This is a genomic window from Actinomyces weissii (genome assembly GCF_016598775.1).
Lineage (GTDB): Bacteria > Actinomycetota > Actinomycetes > Actinomycetales > Actinomycetaceae > Actinomyces > Actinomyces weissii.
Window position 1 is genome coordinate 185,810 of the sequence record NZ_CP066802.1, and the last position, 26,271, is coordinate 212,080.

Annotated in this window: 26 protein-coding genes and 1 pseudogene; 15 read left to right on the top strand and 12 right to left on the bottom strand. The window is 67.9% G+C overall.

Going from position 1 to position 26,271, the window contains the following annotated elements; all coding sequences use genetic code 11:
• Positions 1-37: 37 nt before the first annotated feature.
• The 6 genes from JG540_RS00790 to JG540_RS00825 all read right to left on the bottom strand — a co-directional run bounded on the left by JG540_RS00790 (position 38) and on the right by JG540_RS00825 (position 5,388).
• Entirely contained in the window at positions 38-1,948 is a 1,911-nt protein-coding gene (locus JG540_RS00790) for a VirD4-like conjugal transfer protein, CD1115 family (RefSeq protein ID WP_200276102.1), read from the bottom strand.
• Positions 1,935-2,447, bottom strand: coding sequence for a hypothetical protein (locus JG540_RS00795; protein ID WP_200276104.1), 513 nt, complete (start codon positions 2,445-2,447; stop codon positions 1,935-1,937). Before JG540_RS00795 ends, JG540_RS00790 begins: the two co-directional genes overlap by 14 nt.
• The gene (locus JG540_RS00800) at positions 2,444-2,773 is read right to left on the bottom strand and encodes a hypothetical protein (RefSeq protein ID WP_200276106.1); all 330 of its coding nucleotides are present in this window, start codon (positions 2,771-2,773) and stop codon (positions 2,444-2,446) included. The genes JG540_RS00795 and JG540_RS00800 overlap by 4 nt, the downstream gene beginning before the upstream one ends.
• On the bottom strand, positions 2,773-3,348 hold the full coding sequence (locus JG540_RS00805; RefSeq protein ID WP_200276108.1) for a PcfB family protein: 576 nt from the start codon (positions 3,346-3,348) through the stop codon (positions 2,773-2,775). The genes JG540_RS00800 and JG540_RS00805 overlap by 1 nt, the downstream gene beginning before the upstream one ends.
• A gap of 366 nt (positions 3,349-3,714) precedes the next feature.
• Complete coding sequence (locus JG540_RS00810) at positions 3,715-3,867, bottom strand: hypothetical protein (protein ID WP_200276110.1); 153 nt, start codon at positions 3,865-3,867, stop codon at positions 3,715-3,717.
• A gap of 1,197 nt (positions 3,868-5,064) precedes the next feature.
• Entirely contained in the window at positions 5,065-5,388 is a 324-nt protein-coding gene (locus JG540_RS00825; RefSeq protein ID WP_200276116.1) for a DUF3024 domain-containing protein, read from the bottom strand.
• A 470-nt stretch (positions 5,389-5,858) separates the two neighbouring features.
• Between JG540_RS00825 and JG540_RS00830 the strand changes: the two genes are divergently transcribed.
• The 3 genes from JG540_RS00830 to JG540_RS00840 all read left to right on the top strand — a co-directional run bounded on the left by JG540_RS00830 (position 5,859) and on the right by JG540_RS00840 (position 9,598).
• Complete coding sequence (locus JG540_RS00830) at positions 5,859-7,796, top strand: ribonucleoside triphosphate reductase (RefSeq protein WP_407648346.1); 1,938 nt, start codon at positions 5,859-5,861, stop codon at positions 7,794-7,796.
• Between the two features lie 166 nt (positions 7,797-7,962).
• Complete coding sequence (locus JG540_RS00835; RefSeq protein WP_200276120.1) at positions 7,963-8,781, top strand: anaerobic ribonucleoside-triphosphate reductase activating protein; 819 nt, start codon at positions 7,963-7,965, stop codon at positions 8,779-8,781.
• 340 nt (positions 8,782-9,121) lie between these two features.
• Positions 9,122-9,598: a DUF2938 domain-containing protein gene (locus tag JG540_RS00840; protein ID WP_200276122.1), complete on the top strand. Its 477-nt coding sequence runs from the start codon at positions 9,122-9,124 to the stop codon at positions 9,596-9,598.
• Here JG540_RS00840 and JG540_RS00845 read toward each other — a convergent pair.
• On the bottom strand, positions 9,527-10,168 hold the full coding sequence (locus tag JG540_RS00845; RefSeq protein WP_267977942.1) for a helix-turn-helix domain-containing protein: 642 nt from the start codon (positions 10,166-10,168) through the stop codon (positions 9,527-9,529). The genes JG540_RS00840 and JG540_RS00845 overlap by 72 nt on opposite strands.
• Positions 10,169-10,565: 397 nt before the next feature.
• Here JG540_RS00845 and JG540_RS00850 point away from each other — a divergent pair, with 397 nt between their 5' ends.
• The 5 genes and pseudogenes from JG540_RS00850 to JG540_RS00870 all read left to right on the top strand — a co-directional run bounded on the left by JG540_RS00850 (position 10,566) and on the right by JG540_RS00870 (position 15,433).
• A complete protein-coding gene (locus JG540_RS00850; protein ID WP_200276127.1) occupies positions 10,566-11,765 on the top strand; it encodes an ABC transporter substrate-binding protein in 1,200 nt (399 codons plus the stop codon).
• Between the two features lie 146 nt (positions 11,766-11,911).
• Positions 11,912-12,913, top strand: a complete 1,002-nt coding sequence (locus tag JG540_RS00855; protein WP_234042835.1) for a FecCD family ABC transporter permease — start codon at positions 11,912-11,914, stop codon at positions 12,911-12,913.
• Positions 12,910-13,395 (top strand): annotated as a pseudogene (locus tag JG540_RS10695) (ABC transporter ATP-binding protein); the annotation flags it as partial. The gene JG540_RS00855 and the pseudogene JG540_RS10695, both read left to right, overlap by 4 nt.
• Before the next feature lie 431 nt (positions 13,396-13,826).
• A complete protein-coding gene (locus JG540_RS00865; protein WP_200276133.1) occupies positions 13,827-14,714 on the top strand; it encodes a sensor histidine kinase in 888 nt (295 codons plus the stop codon).
• A 5-nt stretch (positions 14,715-14,719) separates the two neighbouring features.
• Positions 14,720-15,433: a response regulator gene (locus tag JG540_RS00870; protein ID WP_200277926.1), complete on the top strand. Its 714-nt coding sequence runs from the start codon at positions 14,720-14,722 to the stop codon at positions 15,431-15,433.
• A gap of 193 nt (positions 15,434-15,626) precedes the next feature.
• Here the strand turns inward: JG540_RS00870 and JG540_RS00875 are convergent, their stop codons facing one another.
• A complete protein-coding gene (locus JG540_RS00875) occupies positions 15,627-16,295 on the bottom strand; it encodes a CPBP family intramembrane glutamic endopeptidase (RefSeq protein ID WP_200276134.1) in 669 nt (222 codons plus the stop codon).
• Positions 16,296-16,606: 311 nt separating this feature from the next.
• Between JG540_RS00875 and JG540_RS00880 the strand changes: the two genes are divergently transcribed.
• A complete protein-coding gene (locus JG540_RS00880; protein WP_200276135.1) occupies positions 16,607-17,050 on the top strand; it encodes a carboxymuconolactone decarboxylase family protein in 444 nt (147 codons plus the stop codon).
• A 569-nt stretch (positions 17,051-17,619) separates the two neighbouring features.
• On the opposite strand, the gene JG540_RS00885 is transcribed toward JG540_RS00880, so the two are convergent.
• Positions 17,620-18,042, bottom strand: a complete 423-nt coding sequence (locus tag JG540_RS00885) for a serine/threonine protein phosphatase (RefSeq protein ID WP_200276136.1) — start codon at positions 18,040-18,042, stop codon at positions 17,620-17,622.
• A 216-nt stretch (positions 18,043-18,258) separates the two neighbouring features.
• Between JG540_RS00885 and dnaK the strand changes: the two genes are divergently transcribed.
• The 6 genes from dnaK (at position 18,259) to JG540_RS00915 (ending at position 23,912) form a co-directional block, all read left to right on the top strand.
• A complete protein-coding gene (dnaK, locus tag JG540_RS00890; protein ID WP_200276137.1) occupies positions 18,259-20,112 on the top strand; it encodes a molecular chaperone DnaK in 1,854 nt (617 codons plus the stop codon).
• Positions 20,109-20,738 (top strand): nucleotide exchange factor GrpE, encoded by a 630-nt coding sequence (locus tag JG540_RS00895; protein ID WP_234042836.1) that lies wholly within the window; start codon positions 20,109-20,111, stop codon positions 20,736-20,738. The genes dnaK and JG540_RS00895 overlap by 4 nt, the downstream gene beginning before the upstream one ends.
• A 419-nt stretch (positions 20,739-21,157) precedes the next feature.
• Entirely contained in the window at positions 21,158-22,180 is a 1,023-nt protein-coding gene (locus JG540_RS00900; protein WP_325133091.1) for a DnaJ C-terminal domain-containing protein, read from the top strand.
• Positions 22,177-22,578, top strand: a complete 402-nt coding sequence (locus tag JG540_RS00905; protein WP_200276138.1) for a heat shock protein transcriptional repressor HspR — start codon at positions 22,177-22,179, stop codon at positions 22,576-22,578. The genes JG540_RS00900 and JG540_RS00905 overlap by 4 nt, the downstream gene beginning before the upstream one ends.
• Before the next feature lie 66 nt (positions 22,579-22,644).
• On the top strand, positions 22,645-23,157 hold the full coding sequence (locus JG540_RS00910; protein WP_200276139.1) for a hypothetical protein: 513 nt from the start codon (positions 22,645-22,647) through the stop codon (positions 23,155-23,157).
• 65 nt (positions 23,158-23,222) lie between these two features.
• Entirely contained in the window at positions 23,223-23,912 is a 690-nt protein-coding gene (locus tag JG540_RS00915; RefSeq protein WP_200276140.1) for a hypothetical protein, read from the top strand.
• A gap of 129 nt (positions 23,913-24,041) precedes the next feature.
• Here the strand turns inward: JG540_RS00915 and JG540_RS00920 are convergent, their stop codons facing one another.
• The 3 genes from JG540_RS00920 to JG540_RS00930 form a co-directional block, all read right to left on the bottom strand.
• Complete coding sequence (locus tag JG540_RS00920; protein WP_200276141.1) at positions 24,042-24,221, bottom strand: Rv0909 family putative TA system antitoxin; 180 nt, start codon at positions 24,219-24,221, stop codon at positions 24,042-24,044.
• A 111-nt stretch (positions 24,222-24,332) separates the two neighbouring features.
• The gene (locus JG540_RS00925; protein ID WP_200276142.1) at positions 24,333-25,061 is read right to left on the bottom strand and encodes a hypothetical protein; all 729 of its coding nucleotides are present in this window, start codon (positions 25,059-25,061) and stop codon (positions 24,333-24,335) included.
• A gap of 130 nt (positions 25,062-25,191) precedes the next feature.
• Positions 25,192-25,962, bottom strand: a complete 771-nt coding sequence (locus tag JG540_RS00930; protein ID WP_200276144.1) for a hypothetical protein — start codon at positions 25,960-25,962, stop codon at positions 25,192-25,194.
• Between the last annotated feature and the right edge of the window lie 309 nt (positions 25,963-26,271).

Genomic DNA, 26,271 nt, shown 5'->3' on the forward strand with positions numbered 1-26,271 from the left:
CCCTAAGCGTTAGTTCCAACCCGGGCCTGGAGGTGGCTCACTCGTAATCGACGAGGTCCTGCTCCAGCGCCACCACGCGCTCGTCAACATGGCCGTCCGGCCAGGTGATCGTCACCCCCACGTCCTCCTGGACGTCAACTGCATCCTCGACGGCGGGGGCGGCGTCGAGCCAGGCCTCTGGGCCCTGGAATGGCTCCTCGTGCTCGGGCTCATACTCGTAGGCCACCGGTTCAGCTGAACATGGCACGATCGGGAGGGGCTCATAGTCGAAGACGCCGGTAGGTGGAGCTTCAAGCTTGTGGGAGCGGAAGGGAGGGACTCCGCGCAGCAGGTACAGGCACTCGTGGCCGGGCAGGCGCGAGACCTCATCGGGGGTGAGCAGGTCACGACCCTGAGAACGGAAAGAACGGGACCAGGATCCGTTGCTGCCCCGCTGCTCGCTGGTGTCCTCCTGGGTGATCGTCTCCTTGCCCAAGCGCTTGGAGATGAACTCGGTCGTGGACTGCTCGTTGCCGCCCAGGAACAGCAGGGAGTCGCAGTTACCGACGATCGTCTCCCAGTCATCGCGGTAAAGCGCCTTGCCTTGTGAGTAGTTCTGCAGGATGACAGAGGTCGAGATCCCGCGTGAACGCATGACGGCGATCTTCCGCTCAAAGGAAGGCATCTTGCCGATGTTGGCGAACTCGTCCATGAAGCACTGCACGTTTATAGCCAGGCGCCCTCCGTTGTGGTCCGCCAGGTACATGTTCCGCTCAAAGAACGTCTCGTAGAAGATCGACGCCAGAAAGCTGAAGGCCTGGTGAGTGTCAGGGATAACAAGGAACAGGGCAGTGGGGCGGGTGCCTACCCGGTCTGCCTGGATAGAGTCCGAGCCCAGGATCCGACGCAGCGACACCATCTGCAAGGGCGCCATGCGCACGCCCAGCGAGATGATAATGCTCTTCTTTGTCTCACCCGCACCTTGTAGGTAGGTGTTGTACTGGGAGCAGGCGAAGCGCAGGCCGTCAAGCATGGTCTGGGCCTCGTCGTCATAGGCAGAGGGGTTGGCGGTGTAGTCCTCCACATACTCCTTGGTGGCCGCGAACAGGGCATCGATCTCGCTCATCGAGTTCTCGTCCTGCTCAGAGGCGCTCATCTGCGCCAGCATGTCCACCACGTCAAGCAAGGTGCCTTCGGTGCCTTTGGTGAAGTAGGTGTAGGAGATCAGGGCGGTCAGCAGGGCGCGTTCTGCCTTCTCCCAGAAGTCGCTGCTCCCTGTCTTCTGGCTGCCAGTGGTGTTGGTGATGAAGTTCTCTGTGAGGATGGCGCAGTCCACCTCTGCCTGCTCAGGGTTGAAGTAGGCCAGCGGATTGAAGGTGTCCGAGCGGGCAAAGTCGATCAGGTTGAGGCAGCGGATCTCGTACCCATGTTCACGCAGCTGCACGCCCATCGAGGACATGATCTCGCCCTTGGGGTCTGTGACCACGTAGGAGGTATTGGCCTGCGCCAGGTTAGGCATCACGAAGTAGCGTGACTTTCCCGAGCCCGACGAGCCGATCACCAGTACATTGAGGTTTCGCTGAGTCTTGCGTGAGTCCAGGCTCAGGGACTCCGTGCGCGTGAACAGCAGGTCATGGCGGCGGTCGCCGATAAAGGGTCTTATCTCCCCCGGGCGTCCCCAACGGGCAGAACCTTGCTCCTCCCCCGGACGGGTGGCCTTGCGGGCGCCGTAGTGGTAGACCCACACGAGTGCGAGGAAGGCGACCACCGCCAGGCCAGCCAGCACATCAGTCATATGGGTGGATACGTGCAGGGGGTTGTCTGTAAGGTCCAGCCAGAAGCGCCCGAGGATGCTCACCGGGTCCATTCCGGCGGCAGCGTCGGCACGCACCTGCCACGAGGTCTTGTCACCTGCCCACCAGCCGATGGCGGCAAGCAGTACGGCGAACAGGGCCTTACCACGACTCATTGCTCTCGCTCCTACTCGGGGACGGTGGGCGGATGTGCAGACGGCGCACGAGCCGACTTATCTGAGTGGCTGGGTGCAGTTCGTCAGCACGCTCGTCAATCAGGCACAGGACCTCAGCACGGGTCAACCGTGCCCGGTCCGCGTTGATTTGGGCCTGGGCAGCACGCGAGACGTTCAGGAACACGTTGACGACCTGCTCCAAACTGGCCGATTCGTGCTCCTGGTCCTCCAGGGACCCCATGGCCGGGTCTAGGGGGCGGGAGACCTCTGCGCGCAGGCGTTCTATCAGGGGCGCGGGGCTGCCGACGGCCACCACCATGCCCTCTCCCAGGGGATACAGCCAGGCGGGCAGGCGGTCTACGCCCAGCTGGTGGATCAGGGCGGTGGCGTCCCGGTCGCGCACGTCTATCAGCTCCACGTCCGCCAGCTCCTCAAGGGAGGCTCGGGCCGCCTCCTCATCACTGCTGGTGCGGGTGAGCGCCAGTACCCTCGGCCTCATGGCTGGTCAACCCACCTCGCTGACTCGTCATGCGTGAGCCGGTGCGCGAGGGTGAGGCACTCGGTGCGCTCCTGCCCGTCGTCATCGGTAACGGCCAGGCAGCAGAGCTCCCCCAGTACCAGGACGGCGTCGCCTTCAGCGAAACCTGTCTCGGCGACGAACTGACCTAGACTCCCCTCCGCGCGAACCCACTCCAGAAGCTCCTGCGGCCCGTCGACCTTGATCCTGAGCAAGGCTACGTACCCCTCCGCAGAGGAGTGAACTATCGGGGCTGAGGCGACGGTGCCTGCAAAGAAGATGCGAGCGGGCTCAAGAGGGGCGCCCATCACCGTGCTCCGTGGCCCAGGGAGATCCGTGGTGCAGGTACAGCATGACGGGTGCCGACGATCGAGCGCTGACGACGCTGGATACCTGATAGCACCTGACGCTTCGTGCGGGGGCGAGCTGCCTGTGCGGCGCGCGTGGGAGACTGGCGGACAGAGCGCGTCTGCTGCAAGGGGGTGCGCGTCCCGAGGCGGGCACCGGCCTGCTTCAAGGAGTGGCGGACGCTGTCTACGTCACGACCAGAGAAGTGCACGTAGGTCTTTCCGTCAGCAGCCTTCTCGACTGAGAAGCTAATGCCTCGACGACGCAGGTCAGCCTTGACCGAACGTAGGAGCTCTGGGCTGATCTCCTTGGACTGCAGGTCTCCGCCGGACAGGCGCTGAAGCCGCTTGACGCTCATCTGTCCCGTGTCGAGCATGGCACTTTTGGCCTGTGACAGGCCTGTGGTGGCCAGGCGCATGAGCTGCCCGAGCGACTCCTTTGTCAGGCTGGTGACGTGTCCCGCCACGGTCACGCTTTCTCGGGCGACGGCTATCGAGAGCTGTAGGGCCTGCTGCCCACCTTCCTCTGCGAGCATCACTCTCTCCTTCTTCCTGCGTACTCAATCTTCCCTGACTGCCGTTCTGCGTTTCTTTCCGCATGCTCGCAGTCGTAGCCGCTGGCTGCCGGCAGGCTGATCCTGACTGGTTGTCTTGAGTGTGCTCACGCCAAGGTGCATAGCTCCTTATTCTGGGTGGCGCGGGGAAGGTGCAGCGCTGGTTGCCTGCGTTCTCCTGGCCGTGCGTCAACGATCGGCCCGCCAGTAGATGGGGTTCATTGCGTCGTACCCTGGCACGTCAGGCCCGGCAGGGCCCTGTCAAGGTACTGGATGAGTTCAATATTACTGACCAGGTCGAGAAGGAGCATGGGTACCACTACCCGGTTCGTCGCCGGGGCGGCTAATTCAGCGGTGGCGCTCCCGACGGATTGATGACCGCAAGCTGGGGTCCTGCTTGACGGCCTGGGCTCCAGAGCGGATGGAGCGCAGTACGTCGTCCTTGGCCAAGGTCATGGGGGTGCGCAGCGCTCGGGCACGGTCTATGCCGGAGATGAGCACGGCTGGTGCTCCCAACCTGGACGCGCGGGCAGCCAGCGACTCCACGCGCCTGGCCCGCGCAGCGAGGCCAGCAGACCTGTCACGAAGCGAGACCAGGGTCGCTACTGCTCTTGCGGGGGACCGCCAATGTCCTGCGGGGCCGCGTACGTTGTCATAGTGGACAGAGCCAGCCCGGTCAACCACGCTTGTATGCCCTACGGCAGGATCGGAGGCAGCCGCCCGGAGTATCTCCGGTATGCCTACGTAGCCATGCGTCATGGGCGGCCAAGGGTGTCCAACGTGCCGCCTGTCCTATCTCTGCAGCAGTGAGGTAGCGGTCTAAGCAGCCGGTCCAGGAGTCGAAGACACTCACTCCGATCACCACCAGGTGCGTGGAGGCTCCCGCTTGGGAGAACTGGCGGATGGTGCTCAGGGTTGTCTCCGAGCGTAGCAAGGTCCCTTATGCCGCTACCGAGTACCCGTGCGCGGCCGGGTGCTCCAGCGCCTTTCCGACGAGCCGGCCTGACAGCTCTGCCGTCTCCCGGGGCATTAGCTCTGGGTCGGCAGACGCGCACAGACGGTTGCAGCTTGGGTGGTACTGCCGCAGGTCGTCACCTACGACCGCGACAAATGCGGCCATTAGGCTTCCCCTGCCGGTACTGGCTAGTAGGCTACCGTGGTCCGCTGATTCTCGGGCAAACAAGGTCTGCCCTTTTCGTGGAGCAAGCTGTTGTGCCCCAAGTAGAGGGTTGATTCTTGGGGCTCTCGGAGTGTGGTCACTGTCAGGGGCAGTTGCCTAGGGCTTGTTGCCTGACTGCGCTGGTTCAGGCCGGTGGGTTCTGCCGCCAGGGTCTTAGCCTGCTTGCTTGATGTCGACTTAGCCCTGTGCTGAGTATCGGGTCTTGAGGGCAGGTACCGCCCCCTCCAGTCCGGTACGGGACTCCGGTCTGGCCGACCAGTTTTGTCACTGGTGGAGGACTGTGCCGGTTCCCCGGTGCTGGAGGTCACGACTCTTTGGCTTGATCGTGCGGTTGTTGAGGGTTCAATGATCGGTGTGGGGGTATGTAGACCCCCACCAGTGACAGGTTCCCCTGAAGGTTCTGCCAGGAGGGGAGGAGCCGCTGGCCGGCTGGGAGGACGGCGGGCTTTGAGGGCGGCGGCCCGAACCTCGCTGCGGCAGCCCTTTACAGCCGTGCTGGCACGCTGGCCCCGGCGTCGTCAGTGGCAGAACGCTGGGTCCTCCTGGGAGGCCAGGTGGTCCAGGAGCACCTGTACGTCGGCGACGGGCGGCAGGCGGTGCTCATGGAAGTGCCCGCGGCGGTCCACCCAGTAGAGCGACCACATGCGCGCGTACTTGATGTAGCGCAGCCTGGCCAAGGGCCTGCGCCAGGGGCGTCCGTCCGGCAGGGGCTCCACCTGGAAGATGGTGGCGTGCGTGTTGGCTGTGGCCAGCTCCAGCCTGAGCCGCCCCTGCTCCCGTGCAGGCGCCAGCTCCTCGCACCAGCGGCGGATGGTCGCGACTTCAGCTTCAGGGAGGGCCATGCGGTGAGCCTAGGCGGGGCAAGGGGTTTCCCCCAGCGGTCCCGGTGGGTAGTCCTGCCCGCGACACGCCGACGTGCCCACCCGGGTGACCCCTAGATAGTGGCTCCGCTCACCCCTAGGACGTCGGTCCGGGGTGCCGCGAGATCCTGCCGCAAACTTCGGTAGATCTACCCGAAGGTCCCTTGCTGACCACAACATATTGTGGTGTTATGAGGATGTGACCACCGGATGATGTGTTACGGCAGTGTCATTCGGTTGTATGGTCGATACCGGTGCCGCCGCCCCGGGTCGCTCCCGGAGGATGTGCGGCGGCACCAACCGCCCACCAGGCGGACAGGCAGCCAGACCCAACCAGCACAGCCACCGCAGGCCAGGCTGGCTGGCCCTGGTACTGACCGGCACCACCGGCCAGCCGCTCCGCCCGCCGGGCACGCGCACATCCCGCTCCAGATATGCCCGCCACGTCATCGATGGAGACCACCGTGAACGCCAGCACCCCTCACGCCGACCCCAGCCTCGTCGCCGTCGGCTCCGCCGACTCCGCCGTCGCCAACGGCTCCCGACCCACCATCGACGCCGTCGCCACCATCACCGAGTACCTGGACCGCTCCGACTGGCGCGTCAACGCCAACGCCAACCAGGGCTACTCCCTGGGCGGCATGATGCTCAACACCTCCGGCAAGGTCGTGGCCAACTACTGGCTCTCCCAGGTCTACCCCCAGGCCGCCGGGGACGCCCACCGCGAGGGCGACATCCACATCCACGACCTGGACATGTTCGCCGGGTACTGTGCCGGCTGGTCCCTCAAGTCCCTGCTGCAGCAGGGCTTCAACGGCGTGCCCGGCAAGATCGCCTGCAACCCGCCCCGCCACTTCTCCTCCGCGGTGGGCCAGATCGTCAACTTCCTGGGCACCCTGCAGAACGAGTGGGCCGGGGCGCAGGCATTCAGCTCCTTCGACACCTACATGGCTCCCTTCGTGCGCCTGGACCACATGAGCTACGAGCAGGTGCTCCAGTGCATGCAGGAGCTCATCTTCAACCTCAACGTCCCCTCCCGCTGGGGCACCCAGACGCCCTTCACCAACCTCACCTTCGACTGGACCTGCCCCGCCGACCTCGCCCAGGAGCAGCCCCTGATCGGTGACGAGCTGTGCGACTTCACCTACGGGGACCTGGCTGAGGAGATGGCCATGATCAACCGCGCCTTCATGGAGGTCATGACCACCGGGGACGCTGACGGGCGCGTCTTCACCTTCCCGATCCCCACCTACAACATCACCAAGGACTTCGACTGGGACAGCCCCAACGCGGACCTGCTGTTCACCATGACCGCCAAGTACGGCCTGCCCTACTTCCAGAACTTCATCAACTCCGAGCTGGACCCAGGCATGATCCGCTCCATGTGCTGCCGCCTCCAGCTGGACCTGCGCGAGCTGCTCAAGCGCGGCAACGGCCTGTTCGGTTCCGCCGAGCAGACCGGCAGCGTCGGCGTCGTCACCGTGAACATGGCCCGCCTGGGGTACCTGCACGCGGGGGACGAGGCCGCCCTCACCGCCGCCCTGGACCGCCTGCTCGACCTGGCCAAGGAGACCCTGGAGCTCAAGCGCACCGTGATCCAGCACCACATCGACGCCGGGCTGTTCCCCTTCACCAAGCGCTGGCTGGGCACCCTGGACAACCACTTCTCCACCATCGGCGTCAACGGCATGAACGAGATGGTCCGCAACTTCACCGCCGACGCCTACGACCTGACCGACCCGCGCGGCCACGCCCTGTGCGTGCGCCTCCTGGACCACGTGCGCGCCAAGATGGTGGAGCTCCAGGAGTCCACCGGCCACCTGTACAACCTGGAGGCCACCCCCGCCGAGGGCACCACCTACCGCTTCGCCAAGGAGGACCGCAAGCGCTTCCCCGGTATCCTGCAGGCCGGTACCCCGGACAACCCCTACTACACCAACTCCTCCCAGCTGCCGGTGGGCTACACGGACGACCCCTTCCTGGCCCAGGAGATGCAGGAGGAGCTGCAGACCAAGTACACCGGCGGCACCGTCCTGCACCTGTACATGAACGAGCACGTCTCCTCCGCGGCGGCCTGCAAGGAGCTGGTGCGCCGCTCCCTGACTGCCTTCCGCAGCCCGTACATCACCATCACCCCCACCTTCTCCATCTGCCCCAACCACGGCTACCTGGCTGGTGAGCACCGGTTCTGCGGCAAGTGCGCCGCCCTGCACCCCGACGCCGCACCGGTGGAGTGCGAGGTGTGGACCCGAGTCATGGGCTACTTCCGGCCCGTGCAGTCCTTCAACATCGGCAAGAAGGGCGAGTACGCCGAGCGCACCATGTTCACCGAGGCTGCCGCTGCCGGGCACGGGGCCGTCACCTCCCGGCTGACGGCGCTCAGCGCCTGAGGAGGCAGGCGGGGCCGAGGGCTGCGGGAGGCCGGTGCAGAGGGGCGGCCTGGGCTCAGGGGGGCGCCGTGTCCCGTGGCTCAGGGGCGACGACGGGGCTGGCTGGTCTGGCTGGCGCCGGTCCCGCTGGCGGCGTGCTTAAAGGAGCAGGCGAGTAGGAGGTGACATGAGAGGACCCGGCGACGACGACGCCGCGCCCCCGGACTCCCCGACGGCGCCCGCGGGCGTGGGTGCGGCTCCACCGGACGCGGCCAGCGCCCGCCCGGCCGACGCCCTGGTGATAGCCGGGCTCGTGCCGCTGAGCACCGTGGACTGGCCCGGCCACCTGGTGGCCACGGTCTTCACCCAGGGCTGCCCCTGGAACTGCTTCTACTGCCACAACCACGCGCTCATCCCTACCCGCGTGCCCGGCACGGTCCCCTGGGCGGCGGTGCGCGAGCTGCTGGGCCGCCGCCACGGCCTGCTCGACGGCGTCGTACTCACCGGCGGGGAGGCGCTGCGCCAGGACTGCCTGGCCGACGCCGTCCGCGAGGTGGTGGAGGCGGGGTTCCAGGTGGGGCTGCACACCGCGGGCTGCTACCCGCGCCGCCTGGCGGACCTGGTCGCCTCCGGCCTGCTGAGCTGGGTGGGGCTGGACGTCAAGGCCCTGCCGGCGCACTACCCGGCGGTGGTGGGGCGGCCTAACAGCGGCCAGAAGGCCTGGGAGTCGCTGGACGTGCTGCTGGCTGCCCAGGGGGAGGGCGGCCCGGACTTCGAGGTGCGCACCACGGTGGTGCCCGGCGACGTCACCGCCGCGGACGCCCTGGAGGTGGCCCGGCGCTGCCGCGACCTGGGGGTGCGGGCCTACGCCTTGCAGCAGGCGCGCACGCAGGGCGCACCGGAGGGCTTTACGGCAGTGGCCCCCGGTTGGGACGCCCAGTGCGAGCGCCTGGCAGCACAGATAGAGGCGCTGGGCTTCGAGCGCTTCGAGTACCGGCCGGCTTGAGCCGGGCACGTTGTCACTGGCGGAGGACTGGAACAGCACGGCACCGCCGGCTGGCAGGGCTGAATGTTGAAATACCGTGCTTTCTCAAGCGACCGCCTTGCTGGCGTAAGGGCTCTAAGCCTTCGCCAGTGACAGAACCTGGCGCGCATCTGCGCCCGCCTGGTCGCTTGCCAAACCGGCAAGATGGTGGACCACGCTGTCGGCACTGCCTGATCCTGGCCCGGGCGGTCACAGGCTTTGAGCCCGTGCCCGGCCCGCGGCCGTCCCGTAAGGCGCGGGAACGTACAGACAGGGGAGGGGCAGCATGGATAGTCGCGCTACAGGGCGTGTACTTCGACAGATGGCGCAGGCGGCGGTTGTCGGTGCCGGTGCCACGGTGGTCATGGACGTCGGGGCAGAGCTGCTGCGCCGCACCCGCGGCACCAGGTCCCTCGACTACGCACTGGTGGGCAGGTGGGTGGGGCACATGCCGCGCGGCAAAGTCGCCCACCGGTCGATCCGGGAGGCTGAGCCGGTACCCAGTGAGAAGCTGATCGGCTGGACGGCGCACTACGTGATCGGGACGGGCATCGCCGTCATCTTGGTGGCCGCCAGGCCCGCGTGGCTGGAGCGTCCCACTCTCGTTCCGGCGCTGGTGGCCGGGGTGGGGACGGTCGCCGCACCCTGGTTCCTGATGCAGCCGGCCTTCGGGATGGGGGTGGCGGGTTCCAGGACCCCTGACCCCGCCGCCGTTAGGATAGGCAGCCTACGTGCTCATACCCTCTACGGGCTCGGGCTGTGGGTCTGCGGGCGTGCGGCTCGGGCTGTGCGGCGCTGAGGCGTACGGGGCGCTAGCGGGTGCGGCTACCCGCCGGTGCCTGCCCTGGCGTCCCGGCATACTCAGTATCTCCACCGGCCCCCGACCGTCGGTGCCGAACCAGTGGGGAAGTCGCGTGTCGAACTCGGCAGACTCCCCGGCCTCCAGCAGCAGGTCCTGATCTCCTACTACCAGCCGGAGCCGCCCGGAGAGCACGCACAGCCACTCGGTCCCTTCGTGCTGGCACAGCCGCGGCACGCAGCGGGTGGCAGGAAGCAGCATCTTTGAGCACCGCTGCCCCCTGGCCGCCTGCGTCAGTGGCAGGACGATGCTGTCGCGCCGCTGGACGACGACGGGCAGGGACATGCGTGGGCGCTCGCTGGGATGCTCGTCGATGAGGGCGTCCAGTGAGATCTGGTAGAGGTCAACCAGGGGTACAACCAGCGCCAGGCTGGCCTGCCGCTTGCCTGACTCAAGCCGGGAGAGGGTGGATACGCACAGACCCGTTGCCTGGGCCACCTCTTTGAGCGTGAGCTGGCGTGCGTGCCGGGCCGCACGCAACCGGATTCCTACTCCTCTGGCTGCCGCCATGACCTCCCCCGACTACCTACGGCTCCTTGCCCCAGGAGGGTAGCGCACGGGGTGTGGCAGCCAGCTGCTGCGGGCGTGCTTTCCTCTGGAATCACGACCTGCTGCTGGTTCCGGGCTGCTGGGCTGTGTTCTCGTGCCTAGGTCTGCAGTCCCTTGGGTCAGGCGCCCCGGGTGACGATCTCGCTCGGCGGTCTTCTGGGTGGGTGCGAAGGGTCGCTCCTCGGCTGGTCCCAGCGAGAGCAGGTCCAGGAGACCCGGCAGTCAGGGGAGGGTGGTGCAGACAGTTCTTGACTAATATGGGCAGGCACACCTAACTTAATTCAGCCTTAGTTAACAAGCGGGCTCTCCGGTGGCTCCGGCCGCACCTGTCCAGCTGTCTCTTGAAAGAAAGAAGCGCATGCGACGTCGAACTCTTCTCCTGGCCCTTCCCGTCTCTGCCGTACTGGCTGGCTGCGGAGTCTCCTCCCGAGCCGGGTCGGGCGCGACCAGCTCTGCCAGCCCAGCAGTAACCGCTGCCGGGGCGCAGGAGACCACTAGCGCGGGAGGCTTCACCGTCACTGACGTCGTGGGGCGGCAGGTCACCTTTGACTCCCAGCCCACCAGGGTGGTGATGAGCGAGTCCCGTCAGGCCTACTCCCTGGCCTTCCTCAACAAGACCAACCCCATCGACAAGGTGGTCGCCTGGGGCAAGGACCTGCAGAAGGCGGCACCCGACTTCTACGAGAAGCTGCTGGAGGTGGCGCCAGCCGCCGCCGATATCCCCACTATCGGCTCCTTCAAGGCCGGTGACCTCACCGTGGAGTCGCTCATCAGTCACCAGTCCGACGTCGTCGTGCTCACCCTGGACTCCTACAACGAGGGCGTGCAGGGTGGCTTCATCAGCAAGATGGAGGACCACGGGCTGCGCTACGTCGTCACCGACTTCCGGCGCGACCCGGTGAAGAACACCGAGCCCTCGGTCAAGCTCCTGGGCGAGATCATGGACTGCCGTGAGGCGGCCAGCAAGTTCCTGGACTTCTACGCCAAGCAGGTAGACCCGGTGGTGAAGACGGCCCAGACCCTGACCTCCAGGCCCACGACCTTCCTGTGGCGGGGGCCCGGCCTCAACGACCCGTGCTCCACCTTCTCCACCGCCAACCTGGGTGCGGTGGTCACGGCTGCGGGCGGCACCAACATCGCCGATGACCTGCTGCCCGGGGAGGAGGGCGTGCTCACCCCCGAGCAGGTCATCGCCTCCAACCCACAGAACATCATCGCCACCGGTGGAGAGTGGGGTAAGCAGAAGCTTAAGGACACCGCTAGCACCAGCTACGTCCACCTGGGCTACCAGGCTGACGAGGCCTCCGCCAGGGCCAGCCTGGAGCAGCTCCAGGACCAGCCGGGCTTCGACCAGCTCACCGCCTTCGCGGACCGGCGCGTCTACGGCGTCTACCACCAGTTCTACGACGCCCCGTACAACTTCGTGGCCTACATGGCCTTCGCCAAGTGGCAGAGCCCGGAGGCCTTCGCTGACCTGGACCCCCAGAGCGCCTGGGAGGAGTTCCACAAGAGCTTCATGCCTTGGGAGGCCCAGGGCGTCTTCATCGTCGCCATCTGATGGGGCGGTCTGACTCTGTCGTGCGGGCGGCGGCCCCGCAGGGGGGCAGCCAGACCCCGGCAACAGGCTCCACTACAGGCACCACCTGCACGGCTGCAGGCTCTGCCGCCGCATACTCCTCCTACCGACGTCGGACGCTGGCGCGTGTGGGAGTGCTGCTCGGCCTCGCCGGGCTGCTCCTGGCGGTCTTCACAGCCGCCCTTATGGTGGGTCCGCTGGGACTGACTCCAGGTCAGGTGCTCTCTTCGCTCCTGTACTCCGACTATGACCCTGCCGTGGCCACCGTCGTGGTCAACCTGCGCCTGCCCCCGGTGCTGCTGGCGGTGCTCGTGGGCGGGTCCCTGGCCCTGGCGGGGGTCCAGATGCAGACCATCCTCGACAACCCCCTGGCAGAGCCCTTCACCTTGGGTATCTCTGCGGCCTCCGCCCTGGGGGCGGCCCTGGCCATCGTCACCGGGTTGGTCCTGCCCTTGGCGCCAGGCTCGACCTTGGCCGTGGCGGCCATGGTCGCGGGGCTGAGCGCCTCCCTGTCCATCGCCGGGGTCTCACGGCTGCCCGCGGTGAACAAGGAGACCACGATCCTGCTGGGTATAGCCCTGGTATTCAGCTGTCAGGCCCTGCTCTCCCTGGTGCAGTACCGGGCCTCCACCGAGAGCCTGCAGCAGATCGTGTTCTGGTCGATGGGCTCGCTTATGCGTGCCACCTGGCCCGCCGTCATCACCGTAGCGCTGGCGCTGGCGGTTGCCACCCCCGTGTTCTGGGTCAATGGCTGGCGCCTGACCGCCGTGACCCTGGGTGAGGCCCGTGCCGCAGCCATGGGGATCAACGTCTCGCGCCTGCGGTCCTGGACCCTGGTGGGGGTGGCTCTGCTGGCCTCCCTGTCAGTGGCCTTCGTCGGCATCATCGGCTTCGTAGGACTGGTGGGGCCGCATATGGCCCGGGGCCTGGTGGGGGAGGACCAGCGTTTCCTGGTGCCAGCATCCATCCTGGCCGGAGCGCTGCTGCTGACTGCCGCCCACGCGGCCAGCCAGGTGATCGTGCCAGGAGTAGCGGTGCCCGTGGGAATCCTCACCGCCCTGGTAGGGGTGCCGGTGTTCCTCACTATCATCCTGGGTCGCCGGCAGGCAGCAGCCAGGAGCGGGTCATGAGCCTGGACGTGGAGTACCTGCACTTCGCCTACGGCAAGCGGGCGGTGCTCAAGGGTGTGGACGCCAGCTGGCAGACGGGTCAGGTGGTGGGTCTCCTGGGGCCGAACGGCTCTGGCAAGTCCACGTTGGTAACCTGCCTGGCCCAGCTGCGCCGTTACGCAGGGTCCGTGACCTTCGCGGGGCGGCGTGGGCGCGAGCTGTGTGGCGTCACCGGCTACATGCCCCAGGGCCTGCCGGGAGACGCCGCCCTGACCGCCCTGGAGTCAGTGCTCACAGCCTCACGGCGGGGCCTGTCCTGGCGCACGAGCCGGGCAGACATCGCTCTGGCCTGGGAGGCCCTGGAGGAGCTCGGGGTCGCTGCGCTGGGTGACCGCCCCTTGGGGCATCTTTCCGGCGGGCAGCGTCAGCTCGTGGCCCTGGCCCAGACCCTGGTGCGCAGGCCCGAGCTGCTCCTTCTGGACGAGCCCACCTCAGCCCTGGACCTGCACCGCCAGGTCTCCGTGCTCTCCCACGTGCGCCGCATCTGCCGCCGCGACCCGAGCTGTCTGGCCGTCGTCGCCCTGCATGACCTGAACCTGGCAGCACGCTTCTGCGACCGGCTGGCTGTGCTGGCGGGTGGCCAGATCCTGGCTGAGGGGACGCCGGTAGAGGTGCTGCGCCCCGAGGTGCTGGAGCAGGTCTACGGCCTGCGGGTGCGGATCGTGCCCGACGGCGAGCACGTCATGGTGGCTCCGGAGGTCGAGTAGCGGCGGTGGTGCGGAGGCTCCCGGGTCAGCGTCCGCCTCTAGGGGGCGGCTGGCGCCAGCTGGCGTGGAGCACTGCGTGGCAGCGTCCGGGAACGCGCCGGGCGGGGCGGCTCCGCCTGCCAGGCCCGGTTGGATGACTGCCAAGGAGGCGCGTCTAGACTGGCAGGGTGCTTGAGTCCTGGCAGACCATGCGCCTTTCATTACGCCGGTTCATCTCAGGGGCGGTCGCGGTTGCAGGGGCCGTCGTGTGCCTGCTGTCTCCTTTCGTGGCGGTGTCCCCGCGCCCGGGCCTGTTGGTGCGGCTGGCAGTCTGGGGGCTGCTGGTGGCGGTCGTGGCGGGGGCGCTTTGGCTACGACGCCGGGACCGTCTGGCCTATGAGCACGCCCTGTCTGATGAGGCCGCGGCTCGCGCTGTGGCCGAGGACCGTCTGGCGATATCCCGCGACCTGCATGACGCGATCTCGGGCAGCCTAGGGGCGATCACGGTACGTGCTGCTGTCGCCCAGCGCCTGGAGGAAGACAGCGCCGGTCTGCGGCGGGCGCTGGCCGATATCGAGGCGGCCTCCCGCGACGCGACCCGCGGCCTGCGCAGGACGCTCACCGTCCTACGGGGGGAGGGGCTGCCTGCGGCTGGCAAGGAGCCTGTAGATGGCGCCGCCGTCAGCAAGACGCTGGCCCAGGAGGTCGAGCGTACTCGTGCTGCTGGTCTGCGGGTCGAGCTGGACCTTCGCTTAGAGGCGTTTCCGGTTGGGTTGGGGCCGAGTGTCGTAGCCGTGGTGCGTGAGGGGCTGGACAACGTCGCCCGCCACGCTGGCCCGACCAGTGCCAGGGTCAGTGTGCGGCGGGAGGGCGAGTGGGTCCTGGTCGGAGTCGTCGACGACGGGGCCGCCTCCGGGTGGGTGGCTCAGCCTGGGGCGGGGCTGGGACTGAAAGGGCTCCGGGAGCGGGTCCAGGAGCTTGGAGGGTACCTGGACGCGACCTCGACCGGTGCTGGCTTTGCGCTGTGGGCGCGTCTGCCGGTGCGCCCGGTGGGGCTGGCAGAGGCCGCGCTGTGAGGCTCCTGCCCGAGCAGCAGTGGCTTGGACCTGAGACGGAGGCGGCGCCGTCGGCGACACCTGTGCGGGTCCTGGTGGCGGAGGACCAGCCGCTGTTGCGGGCCACGCTGACCGCCTTGATCGACGCAGAGCCTGACCTGGAGGTGGTGGCTCAGGCGGCTGACGGCCAGGAGGCGGTGGGGCTAGCAGCCAGTACGCGGCCTGACGTCGTGCTCATGGACGTGCGGATGCCGCGTCTGGACGGGATCGAGGCTACCCGCCGTATATGTACGGACCCGGCGCTGGCTGGCACGCGCGTGCTGGCGCTGACCATGTTTGAGGTTGAGGAGTACGTACTGGGGATGCTGTGGGCGGGTGCCAGCGGGTTCCTCCTGAAGGACGCGGAGCCGCAGGCTGTCGTTGACGCAGTACGCACGGTCCGTGCCGGGCAGTCGCTGCTCAGCCCGCAGGCGCTGTCAAGGCTGGTGGCCGGGGAGGCCAGTGAAGACAGGTCCGCCGCGATAGCTGGCCTGGCGGACGTGCTGACGCCTCGGCAGCGTGAGGTGCTGGTGCTGATCGCTCGGGGCTTGTCCAACCGTGAGATAGAGGAGCGGCTGTCGATTACCAGGGCCACCTGCCGTACACATATCACCGCCCTGCTGGTCCGCCTCGGTGCGCGCGACCGTGCCCAGCTGGTAGTAGCCGCCTATGAGGCTGGCTTGGTGGTCCCTGGCCGCTAGCCGGTGCGGGCGGCGTGGTGGCGGCAGGCGACCAGTCGTGCCGGGGAGGCTGGTCACTCGGCCTGGGCGCCTTCACACTCCCCCCTGGGTCCGCGGTCGGCAGGACGCACAGCCTGGTGTCAACGGCGGCGTCAAGCGCTGACTTAAGCATCCAGTAGGCTTCTGTGGGGTCGCCTGTGTAGTCGGCAGGGGCTCAGGCACTGCCAAGGACCGCGCTGAGATTGGTGAGCACGTGCACGCAGATCGGTGGCCACAGGTTCTTGGACCACCGGTACAAGGCCCCGACGGCGATCCCGAAACCCACGTGGGGCAGCACCCCGATGATCTCCGTCAGGGTCCACGCGCTTGCGTGTATGGCGCCAAAGGCCACCCCGGAGACGACGACGGCGAGCCAGGCGGGACAGTGCTCGGCGAGCTTGGAGAGCAGGAGCCCGCGGAAGACCAGTTCTTCTACGATCGGCCCAGCCACCGCCAGAGCCGCCACCAGGACCGGCAACGAGTATGACTGGAGGGCGGTCCAGATCCGTGTGTCGTTGGCCAGGTCGGACTGCAGACCCAGTACCTGTTCCAGCAGCTTCTGCAGGACGGCCCCTAGGACCGCGGCCAGCCCCGCGCCGAGCAGCCCGGTCACCAGGACACCTAGCGTGCGCCAGGGGCGGGCGCGGGCCTGCGCCCACCCGCTTCCCAGGTCCTCGCGCAGCACCCAAGTCCCCAGGACTGCCAGGAGGAAGAAGGAGGCTATGCCAGCGTTGGCGCGGTGCGCGTGGGGAAGCCAGTAGAGCGAGTCCAGCACGTGGACGGCCAGGTACAGGCAGATGAACAAGGTCTTTCCTGACGGTATACGGTGTGGAAGAGAGGTCATGGGGTAAGTGTCGGAAAGGGGTGCCCGTTCTGCTTCGTTCGGTAGGTGGATAGGGTCCATCACTGGTCAGACCGTGGTCCTACACCGGGGGGCACCTCAGGTGCTGTGGCCCGGCGCCTAGCCTGCTGTGTGCTTGTCTCCGGCTACTGTGGTGGGCAGCCCGTGACCCTGATCGGGGAGCGTGGAGTAGCAGCCAGGGGCGGGCCGGGCCTCGGTGTGCTCGCTCATACAGCGGCGTCGGTGGTGCGGATTAAAGTCGGGCGGGTCGTGGTTGGGGCGGGTGCCCGTGCAACTCGACAGACAGGAACAGCATGACCTCCGTCAACCTGCTCGCCCAGCACCAGGACAACCTCAAGAGCCTCGTGGCCCTGACCGGCCAGGTGGATGACGCCTTCCGGGCCGTCGGGCTCAGCGACCGCCTCGCAGAGCTGATCAAGGTGCGCGTCTCCCAGATAAACGGCTGCGCCTTCTGCCTGCGTACCCACACGGCGGACGCGCTGAAGGCGGGGGAGAGCCAGGAGCGCCTGACGGTGCTGCCCACCTGGTGGGAGACCCAGTACTTTGACGCCCAGGAGCGGGCGGCGCTGGCGCTGGCCGAGCAGGTCACCCGCATGAGCGTGCCCGAGGACCGCTCCTGGGACGACGGCTCCCTGACTTCCGAGCAGGCTGGTGCCGTGGTGTGGGTGGCCACCGTGATCGGTGCCTGGAACCGGGTGGTGCTGGCCAGCCACCCCAAGGTCGGCCCCCAGGCCTGACGCTTGACGGGGGAGAACTCCTTCCGAGGTTTCCCAACCTGTGCTCGTGCAGCGGGTCCGCGCGACCCGCTGCACGAGTCGTCTCAGGGGGTGCCCCTATGTGGTGCGTCAAGCCGCGGCAGCTGGTTCAGGCACTGGTTGAGGGGTGTAGAGGGCGTCGTCTGTGGTTATGGCGTGTGGCACAGGTGCGGGGTGACCTGGGTGTGGCGGGGCGTGCCCACCCCACCCCGACTTGTGCATTTCGGCGCGAGTGGTGCCGGAATACCGCACCACTCGCGCCGAAATGCACAAGTGGAGGCGAAGGGGGTGCCCTGGATGCCGGCGAGTGTGTGCCGCTTCGAGGCTGTGAAGGTTCCATGAAGTATTGATATCGTCAGCCTCTGACACGAATGTGGTGCATCCTGTCTCTAGACAGTGGTCAGATCCCTCTGGCCTCAGTGAAGTGACCGCCTGTCTGAGTGTCGACAGGGGTGTGACTTAGCGACAAACCCATCAGCTACGAAGTGTTAGGCTCCGTGCTGGTGAAGCCGTGGGACTCTTAGAAACGGCGCGCGCCGTCGTCCGGCTCGTCAGCGTCCTGTACGCAGGGGGCGCAGCCGGGTGGTCGGCAGGCGCAGTTCGATGCCGTCGATGAGGTTCACGGCCTTGGCGACCTTGGCGGACAGGTCGTCTACGGTCCGGGCCACGACCACACGATCGCGGTGGATCTCCCGGATCCTGACCCGCACCCAGCCAGCCCTGCCTGGAGCCTCGTCCTCCTCCTGAAGCAGCCAGTCCTCCGCCAGGAGGCGCAGGCCGATCTCGTCCAGGACGGCCTCGGCCTCATCGAGGTCCATGGCCTCGCCTCTGCGGAGCCACAGCCGGTCATAAGGGATGAAGCGGCCGTCGTCAGTGAGCTCGATGTAGCCCACGTGCTCGCCGTCCTCCCGGCGCAGGTGCTCGAAGACGTTCTCGCGGAGCGGGTGGCTTTCCTGCCGGGATGGGTGGCTCATGCCTGTAAGGCTACTGGTGCAGCGGGCCGGGCTGACGGTGGCGGGCGTCCCGTCTGCACCACCGCGAAGTGGTGCAGGTCACGCGGCAGTCGGAATGAAAACGCCCCCAATGAGGTTGAGCCAGTCAGACTCAAGGTTGAAGTTGACAGGCTCTGACTCAACCACAATCCTGAGTGCATACGACTCAAGTGTCCGACAACCAGCTAGGAGCAACACATGGCACGCGCCGTCGGTATCGACCTCGGAACCACCAACTCCGCCATCGCCGTCCTGGAGGGTGGCGAGCCCACGATCATCCCCAACGCCGAGGGCGGGCGCACCACCCCTTCCGTGGTCGCCTTCTCCAAGTCCGGCGAGGTCCTGGTGGGTGAGGTCGCCAAGCGCCAGGCGGTCACCAACGTGGACCGCACCATCTCCTCCGTCAAGCGCCACATGGGCACTGACTGGTCGGTGAGCATCGACGACAAGAAGTACACCGCCCAGGAGATCAGCGCCCGCATCCTGGCCAAGCTCAAGGCCGACGCCGAGGCCTACCTGGGTGAGACGGTCACCAACGCCGTCATCACCGTCCCCGCCTACTTCAACGACGCCGAGCGCCAGGCCACCAAGGAGGCCGGCACCATCGCGGGCCTGGTGGTGGACCGCATCGTCAACGAGCCCACCGCCGCGGCCCTGGCCTACGGCCTGGACAAGGGCAAGGAGGACGAGCTGATCCTGGTCTTCGACCTGGGTGGCGGCACCTTCGACGTGTCCCTGCTGGAGGTCGGCAAGGACGAGGACGGCTTCTCCACCATCCAGGTGCGCGCCACCAACGGCGACAACCGCCTGGGCGGCGACGACTGGGACGCCCGCATCGTCGACTGGCTGGTCAAGCAGGTCAAGGACAAGAACGGCGTGGACCTGGCCAAGGACAAGATCGCCATGCAGCGCCTCAAGGACGCCGCCGAGCAGGCCAAGAAGGAGCTCTCCAGCGCGATGAGCACCAACATCAACCTGCAGTACCTGTCCATGAGCGAGGCCGGGCCCGTGCACCTGGACGAGAAGCTCACCCGCGCCCAGTTCGAGGAGATGACCGCCGACCTGCTGGCACGCACCAAGGTGCCCTTCCACAACGTCATCAAGGACGCCGGGGTGCAGCTCTCCGAGATCGACCACGTGGTCCTGGTGGGCGGCTCCACCCGTATGCCCGCGGTCTCCGAGGTGGTGCGTGAGCTCACCGGCGGCAAGGAGCCCAACAAGGGCGTCAACCCTGACGAGGTCGTGGCCGTCGGCGCCTCCCTGCAGGCGGGTGTCATCCAGGGCGACCGCAAGGACGTGCTGCTGATCGACGTCACCCCCCTGTCCCTGGGCATCGAGACCAAGGGCGGGGTCATGACCCGCCTGATCGAGCGCAACACGGCCATCCCGACCAAGCGCTCCGAGGTGTTCTCCACCGCTGAGGACAACCAGCCCTCCGTGCTGATCCAGGTCTACCAGGGTGAGCGCGAGTTCGCCCGCGACAACAAGCCGCTGGGCACCTTCGAGCTCACCGGTATCGCCCCCGCGCCCCGGGGCGTCCCGCAGATCGAGGTGTCCTTCGACATCGACGCCAACGGCATCGTCCACGTCTCCGCTAAGGACCGTGGCACCGGCAAGGAGCAGTCCATGACCATCTCGGGCGGCTCGGCCCTGCCCAAGGAGGACATCGACCGCATGGTCAAGGAGGCTGAGGCCCACGCCGAGGAGGACAAGAAGCGTCGCGAGGAGGCTGAGACCCGCAACGCCGCCGAGCAGCAGGCCTACTCCATCGAGAAGCTGCTCAAGGACAACAAGGACAAGCTGCCCGAGGACGTCCACTCCGAGGTCTCCGGCGCGGTCGACGAGCTGAAGAAGGCCCTGGAGGGCACGGACATCGAGCCCGTCAAGGCCGCCCAGGAGAAGCTCGGCACGGTGGCGCAGAAGGTCGGCGAGGCCCTGTACGCCTCCGAGCAGGCCGCCCAGGCCGCTGGTGAGACGGCCCCGCAGGAGGCCCCCGCCGCGGAGGACGACATCGTGGACGCCGAGATCATCGACGACGAGGACTCCAAGTGAGCCAGGACAGCAGCAGGCCCCACGAGGGCGAGGTCGACCCCGAGCTCGCGGAGGCGGTGGAGTCAGCCTTCGACGGCGTCAGCATGGACGCCACCGAGGCTGCCCCAGCCGCGGACGCTCCGGCCCCGGCCGACGGCGAGCCGGGCGCGGCGGAGTCCCCCGCCGAGCCCAGCGAGCTGGAGGTGGCCCAGGCCGCAGCCGCCCAGGCGGCTGAGGACCTGGCCCGGGCCCGCGCTGACCTGTACAACCTCCAGCAGGAGTACCAGGGCTTCGTGCGGCGCTCCCGGGAAGGGGCCGCGGGCCACCGCGAGGCGGGCCAGGCCGCCGTCGTGGAGTCCCTGATCCCGGTGCTGGACGAGGTCGCGCTGGCCCGCCAGCACGGGGACCTGACAGGGCCCTTCGAGGCCGTGGCGGGCAAGCTGGAGTCCGTCCTGGGCGACAAGTTCGGCCTGGTGCGTTTCGGGGAGGTCGGGGAGGTCTTCGACCCGGCCCTGCACGAGGCGCTGATGGCTGTGGAGTCCTCCGAGGTGGAGGAGCCGACGATCTCCTTGGTCCTGCAGCCGGGCTACCGGCTGGGGGAGAAGGTGGTGCGGGCGGCCCGGGTCCAGGTGACCAACCCCGCCTGACCCACCCACCGCTCTCGCGAGACCGGGACATATGTACCGCGAGACCGGGACATATGGCTCACGAGACCGGTAAGAGCACAACCAGGTGGCGCGGGCAGCCTCTGTCCGAGGGGCCCGCGCCACCTGCCCCGCCCGCACCACGCCCGGTGGGCCGTTAGGGGCCTGGCAGGCAGAGGGTCACCGGGCCCTGGCCAGAGGGACACCAGCCCGGGCCGACAACAGGTACAGCGGCGGCGCCGCTCGGCCCGCACCACGCCTGGTGGGAGCCCCGCCCGCACCGGCACAGGGAGGCCACCAAGCCCCTACCGCCAGCTATCAGCCACCAGGCCACCAACAGAGTCAGCCGAACCCCAACAGAACCCCCAGCAAGCCCAAACAGGACCTTCAACAGACCCCCAGCAGACAGGAGGCGGTGACCGATGGCCAGCCAGGACTGGATGACTAAGGACTTCTACGCGGTCCTCGGCGTCAGCAAGGACGCCGACGCCGCCACCATCAAGAAGGCCTACCGCACGCTCGCCAAGAAGTACCACCCGGACCGCAACCCCGGGGACGAGGCCGCGGCAGAGCGCTTCAAGAACATCGGCGAGGCCTACGCCGTCCTTTCTGACGAGGGTGAGCGCAAGCAGTACGACGCCATCCGCTCCATGGCCGGCGGCGGAGCCCGCTTCACCTCCGGCAGCGGTGGGGCGGGTGCCGCAGGCTTCGAGGACATCCTGTCCTCCATGTTCGGGGCCTCCTCCGCCAGCTACGGGGGTCGCCCCGGAGCCGAGCCCGACATCGACGACCTGCTGCGCATGTTCGGTGGCCAGGCCAGCCCCACCCGCAAGCACGGCCGCCCCGGCGCCTTCGACTTCGGCTTCGGCGGCTTCGGCGGGCGCAGCCAGTCCCAGCGCGGTGCGGACGTGACCACCACCGTCACCCTCCCGCTGCGCGACGCCGTCGCCGGCACGGAGGCAGAGCTCACCGCCGACGGCCGCACCACCCGCGTGCGCATCCCCGCAGGCGTGACGGACGGCAAGCGGATCCGCCTGCGTGGCAAGGGCCGCCCCGGCAGCCACGGCGGGGAGAACGGCGACATGATCGTCACCATCAAGGTGGCGGAGCACCCCGTATACGGCTTCGACGGCGCCAACCTGACCATGACCCTGCCGGTCACGCTATCCGAGGCGGCCCTGGGGGCGGATATCGAGGTGCCGCTGCTCGACGGCGGGACCGCCCGCATGCGCGTAAAGGCCGGTACCTCCTCGGGCACCACCATGCGGCTGCGCGGTAAGGGGCCCAAGGTGAAGGACGGCAGGCACTGCGACCTGCTGGTGACACTGGAGGTCGCCGTGCCCAAGCGCCTGTCCAAGGAGGCCAGGAAGGCGCTGGCGGACTTCGACGCCGCTATGGGGGGCACCGACCCCCGGGCGCACCTGCGTGAGGCGGCCAGCAGATGAGACGCACCGGTCAGGGCCTCGGCTTCCCGGCTGCTGACGCGGCTGACCGGGCGGTCTACGTGATCTCGGTGGCGGCTGACCTGGCAGGCATGCACCCCCAGACCCTGCGCCAGTACGACCGTCTGGGGCTGGTGCGTCCGGCCCGCACCTCCGGGCGGGGCCGCCGCTACTCCCAACGTGACGTCGAGCGTCTGCGCCGCGTGCAGGCCCTGAGCCAGGAGGGGGTGAACCTGGAGGGCATCAGCCGGATCCTGGAGCTGGAGCGCCAGGTGGAGCTGCTGGAGCTGGAGAACCGGGCGCTGCGGCTGCGCCAGGCGGCGGCGGAGCGCTTCTTCGCGGCTGCTGCCGACGGCGAGGTGCGGGTGGTCACCCGCCCGCCTCGGGGCCCACGCGGCTGACGAGGGCGGCGCCAGGGAGGCGTTGCCATGTACCCTGGTCAGGAAACCCCGTCGAAGGAAGGTACCATGTCCAACCCTGTGATTCCCGGCCAGCCCTACACCCCTCAGGGTGGGACCCCTGCTCCCTCTGCGGGTTCCGCCCCGGTCTACGCCTCCTACCAGGCTGGCCAGGCGCAGCCGGGCGCCTACAGCCCCGCCCCCGGCTACCCCTCCGCCCCATCGGGCCCGGCTGCTGGTGCGCCGATGTCGGGGGCCCCGGTGCCGGGTGCCCCGGTGGCAATGGCGCCAGCAGGCCCGTCCGCTGACTCCCTGTTCACCAACCTCTTTGACACCACCCGCGTCTTCGCCCAGAAGTACGGCAATATCGTGTTGATCCTGGGGGCTGTGGGCTACCTGGGCTCGTGGTTCTTCGGGCTGATCACCAGCGGCATGCTCCTGGGTAACGACTACTCTGGCAACACGGCGGTCGTGAACTTCATCAGCCAGCTGCTGCCGGGCCTGCTGAAGGCCTGCGTGGAGCTGTTCATCCTGCGGCTGATCATTGAGATCGCCGCCAACCTCGGCAAGGACAAGAACTGACTGGCAGCCCTGGGGCGGGGCGGGTCGGCTCCGTCCCAGGTGCCCACCTTACGGGGGACGAGCACGTGGATGACGAGCCGCTGTACGGTAAACGTGTCAGCCCCGAGGAGCTCGCCCAGATCCTGCGCGAGCAAGGTATCCAGCCGCCCCAGCCGGTGCGACGCCAGGACGTCGATGGCAGGGCCGCAGGCCGGGGCGCGAGCAGCCGCCACCGTGGAGGGCAGACGGCGGCTGCTGCCCATGAACGGCGCGCGCACGGCCGTCCTCGCAGCCGCTGGGGGCTTTTCGCACTGGGGCTGCTGACCATGCTGGTGCTGCCGATGCTGGTCTCCGTGCTCTCCGTCCAGTACGTGACGGGGGGCAGCAGCTCTGCGGCGGCGGTGGTGCCGCAGTCGGGTGAGGTGTACCTGCAGCAGGGCACCCAGGCAGGGATCTACTCCACCCAGTTCGGCTACCGCACTGTTGACTGCCAGGTCACCGGCCCGGACGGCGCGGCCGTGCTGACTACGGCTACCGGCCCCAGCGCCAACGCCACCTTCGCGGTCCCCCGGTCAGGTCTCTACCAGGTCTCCTGCCCGGGAGCCTCCCCCTCCGCCGTGGTGCTGGTGGGGCCGGCGCTTATGGAGTCACGGCTCTGGGCGGCGGTTGTAGGCGTGCTGCTCAGCGGACTGATCGGCCTGCTGGGCCTGGGCCTGACTGTCGCAGGGATCGTGCGCGGAGTGCGGGGAGGGCGCAACAGGCGGCCTGCTGCCTGAACAGCCGTCACCAGGTTCTAGCAAGGGCATTTGCAAGGACATGCGCAGGAGGTCCCCGCACCGGCAGGTGCGGGGACCTCCCCCTGACAGCTCAGGCTGAGAGCTGCTGGCGGCCCAGGCCGCAGCAGGTCACTGACCGATAGCCTTGTCGGCGGCGTCGCGGGCGGCGTCGATCTTGTCGTCGAACTTGCCGCCGGTGACCTTCTTGGCCAGGCCTCCGGCCGCGTCGAGCGCCTTGTCGGTGGCGGTCTCGATCTTCTCGGCGTCAACGAGCTCTGCAGCCTTGTTCTTCAGGTCCTCAAGTCCCATGTTGCTCCCCTTTCGTCGGGTGACGGCGCGCCGGCTGGCAGCCCGTCTCCCGCAAATCGTCTCAGGACAGGTGCGAGCCTGCCAAGCCGCGAAGGCTGGTTAGGGGCCTTGTCAGCGCAGGGAGGAAAGGATCGTCTCCTTCAGGCTGTCCTGCGTGGACTTCTCCCCCGTGGTAATGGCCATCTGGGCGTACTCGCCTGACTCCGTGGGCACCGTGAGCAGCAGGCCGTTGACCTCAACGTCCTTGTCCTTCGAGGTGTAGGACAGCAGGTGGGCCTTCCCGTCAGCAACCTCCTCAGTGCTGTACTCCCCCGTCGTCACACCAGGCTGGCTGGCGAGGGCGAGCCTCATGACGGCCTCAGAGACCGGGGTGGAGGCAGGGAAGGTCTGCTTGATCACGGCGATGTTGTCCGTGAACGTTGCCTGGGAGTCGATGCGGACGACGTAGAGGTCAATCAGTTCCATCTGGGAGCGCAGGGTATCCTCGCTGATACCCGTCTGCTCGGCCAGCTGGTTGAAGTCCACCAGCGCGGTGGAGTCACCGTACAGGGGCAGCCAGTCGGCGGGCACCGCGAAGCTCAGCTGGCTGCTGGGGGCGGTGACGATCTGGGTGCCTGGGGCGGCCTCCTTCTTGGGCCGCTCAGTCTTCTCAGTCTTCTCTGGAGTCGCAGGGGTGCTGTCGCTGTCGCTGGCGCCTTCACTGGCTGCTGCGCTGCTGGGCGAGCTGGCGGTCCTGCTGGCACCCGGTCCGGGCAGAAGCGAGCAGCCGGAGGAGAGCAGGGCCAGGGCGGTCGCGCACACCACCAGGGCTGCTCGGGGGCGAAGAGTGAATACCGACATGGGTGCTCCTTGGGTACTGGTTGAAGAGGACTCGGGCTGCCGTCCCGCTCCTGAAGACCATAGGGAAAGTCGCAGGGCCAAGGAATGGGGCCTGCACCCCGTCCTGCAGGCTTGCGCTGAGGGCCGACCCTTAGCGCAGGGTGCTGGCAACTACCCCGAGCAGCTCCTCGGCGCGCTCGGTGGAGAAGGTATAGATCCGGCTGGTCACCTGGGATCCCTGGGGCCTGGGCAGGTAGGCGTGCGCGATGTACACGCCGTCGCCGGGGTTGTAGGTGACCCCGTAGTGGATGGTCCCGTTGGCAGACTCCACTGAGGAGATCTTCACGACGGTGAGCCCGTTCTCGGCGGCATAGTCGTTTATGAGCTTCTCGATGACCTCCTGGGGCAGGGGTAGCGCGATCTTGGAGCAGATCATCTGCTCACGGTAGCCTTCAGCGTTCCAGGTGGGGGCCGTGGCCATCAGGTCCATGAGAGACGTGCTGGTCTCCAGCTCGGAGGTCTCCAGGCCGGTGATCTCGGCGAGGCGCTGCTTCTCGCTGGCGTTAAAGGCGTTGAAGACCTCCCAGGAGGCTGGCACCGCGAAGGAGATGCTGGTCAGCGGCGCCTTGGCCGTCTGGTAGCCCGCTGGCGGCGTGGCTGGCGGTGCAGGCGTGTTCCTCCAGGACGCCGCCGGGCGGCTGGGCGTAGGGGTGGGCGTGGGGGACAGGGACGGCAGCGGCACTACCTCGAAGCTGCCGTGTTTGGTCGGCTTGTGCGACTCTGTCGGCTGTGCCGTGGCGGCAGCGCCTGCCGTGCTGGTGGGCTTGCTGCTGGCCTGGTGGCTCCTGCTGGCACAGGCGCTCAGAGACAGTCCCAGGCACAACAGGGAAACGGTTAGCAGGGCGGGAGGGCGACGGCGCATTTGGGCCTCCGTAGTTCAGGGGCAGGGTCTGGCAGGTGCTAGGGACTGTGCAGGTGCCAGGTGGGCCCCATGTTAGACCGGTCGCAGAGCCGCAAGATCGCACATGGGTAGCCCTCTCCAGCCAGACGGACGCTCCCCCGCTAGGGGGAGACGACGTCGCGGCGGTCAGCCTGCGGCAGGAGGCGTGCTGCAGCAGGGCCGAATAGTGTGGGGAGGCGCCGACGGTGCACGCGTGCTGGCGCCGACCACCCGCCCGCACCGCGTGCTTCTGACTGTGCGGCCGCACAGCCTCAGCCGTGCGGCCACCCT

Coding starts and splice junctions, on each gene's coding strand:
- JG540_RS00790 (WP_200276102.1), bottom strand. CDS start 1,948: ATGAGTCGTGGTAAGGCCCTGTTCGCCGTACTGCTTGCCGCCATCGGC.
- JG540_RS00795 (WP_200276104.1), bottom strand. CDS start 2,447: ATGAGGCCGAGGGTACTGGCGCTCACCCGCACCAGCAGTGATGAGGAG.
- JG540_RS00800 (WP_200276106.1), bottom strand. CDS start 2,773: ATGGGCGCCCCTCTTGAGCCCGCTCGCATCTTCTTTGCAGGCACCGTC.
- JG540_RS00805 (WP_200276108.1), bottom strand. CDS start 3,348: ATGCTCGCAGAGGAAGGTGGGCAGCAGGCCCTACAGCTCTCGATAGCC.
- JG540_RS00825 (WP_200276116.1), bottom strand. CDS start 5,388: ATGGCCCTCCCTGAAGCTGAAGTCGCGACCATCCGCCGCTGGTGCGAG.
- JG540_RS00830 (WP_407648346.1), top strand. CDS start 5,859: ATGGAGACCACCGTGAACGCCAGCACCCCTCACGCCGACCCCAGCCTC.
- JG540_RS00835 (WP_200276120.1), top strand. CDS start 7,963: ATGAGAGGACCCGGCGACGACGACGCCGCGCCCCCGGACTCCCCGACG.
- JG540_RS00840 (WP_200276122.1), top strand. CDS start 9,122: ATGGCGCAGGCGGCGGTTGTCGGTGCCGGTGCCACGGTGGTCATGGAC.
- JG540_RS00845 (WP_267977942.1), bottom strand. CDS start 10,168: ATGGCGGCAGCCAGAGGAGTAGGAATCCGGTTGCGTGCGGCCCGGCAC.
- JG540_RS00850 (WP_200276127.1), top strand. CDS start 10,566: ATGCGACGTCGAACTCTTCTCCTGGCCCTTCCCGTCTCTGCCGTACTG.
- JG540_RS00875 (WP_200276134.1), bottom strand. CDS start 16,295: ATGACCTCTCTTCCACACCGTATACCGTCAGGAAAGACCTTGTTCATC.
- JG540_RS00880 (WP_200276135.1), top strand. CDS start 16,607: ATGACCTCCGTCAACCTGCTCGCCCAGCACCAGGACAACCTCAAGAGC.
- JG540_RS00885 (WP_200276136.1), bottom strand. CDS start 18,042: ATGAGCCACCCATCCCGGCAGGAAAGCCACCCGCTCCGCGAGAACGTC.
- dnaK (WP_200276137.1), top strand. CDS start 18,259: ATGGCACGCGCCGTCGGTATCGACCTCGGAACCACCAACTCCGCCATC.
- JG540_RS00900 (WP_325133091.1), top strand. CDS start 21,158: ATGGCCAGCCAGGACTGGATGACTAAGGACTTCTACGCGGTCCTCGGC.
- JG540_RS00905 (WP_200276138.1), top strand. CDS start 22,177: ATGAGACGCACCGGTCAGGGCCTCGGCTTCCCGGCTGCTGACGCGGCT.
- JG540_RS00910 (WP_200276139.1), top strand. CDS start 22,645: ATGTCCAACCCTGTGATTCCCGGCCAGCCCTACACCCCTCAGGGTGGG.
- JG540_RS00920 (WP_200276141.1), bottom strand. CDS start 24,221: ATGGGACTTGAGGACCTGAAGAACAAGGCTGCAGAGCTCGTTGACGCC.
- JG540_RS00925 (WP_200276142.1), bottom strand. CDS start 25,061: ATGTCGGTATTCACTCTTCGCCCCCGAGCAGCCCTGGTGGTGTGCGCG.
- JG540_RS00930 (WP_200276144.1), bottom strand. CDS start 25,962: ATGCGCCGTCGCCCTCCCGCCCTGCTAACCGTTTCCCTGTTGTGCCTG.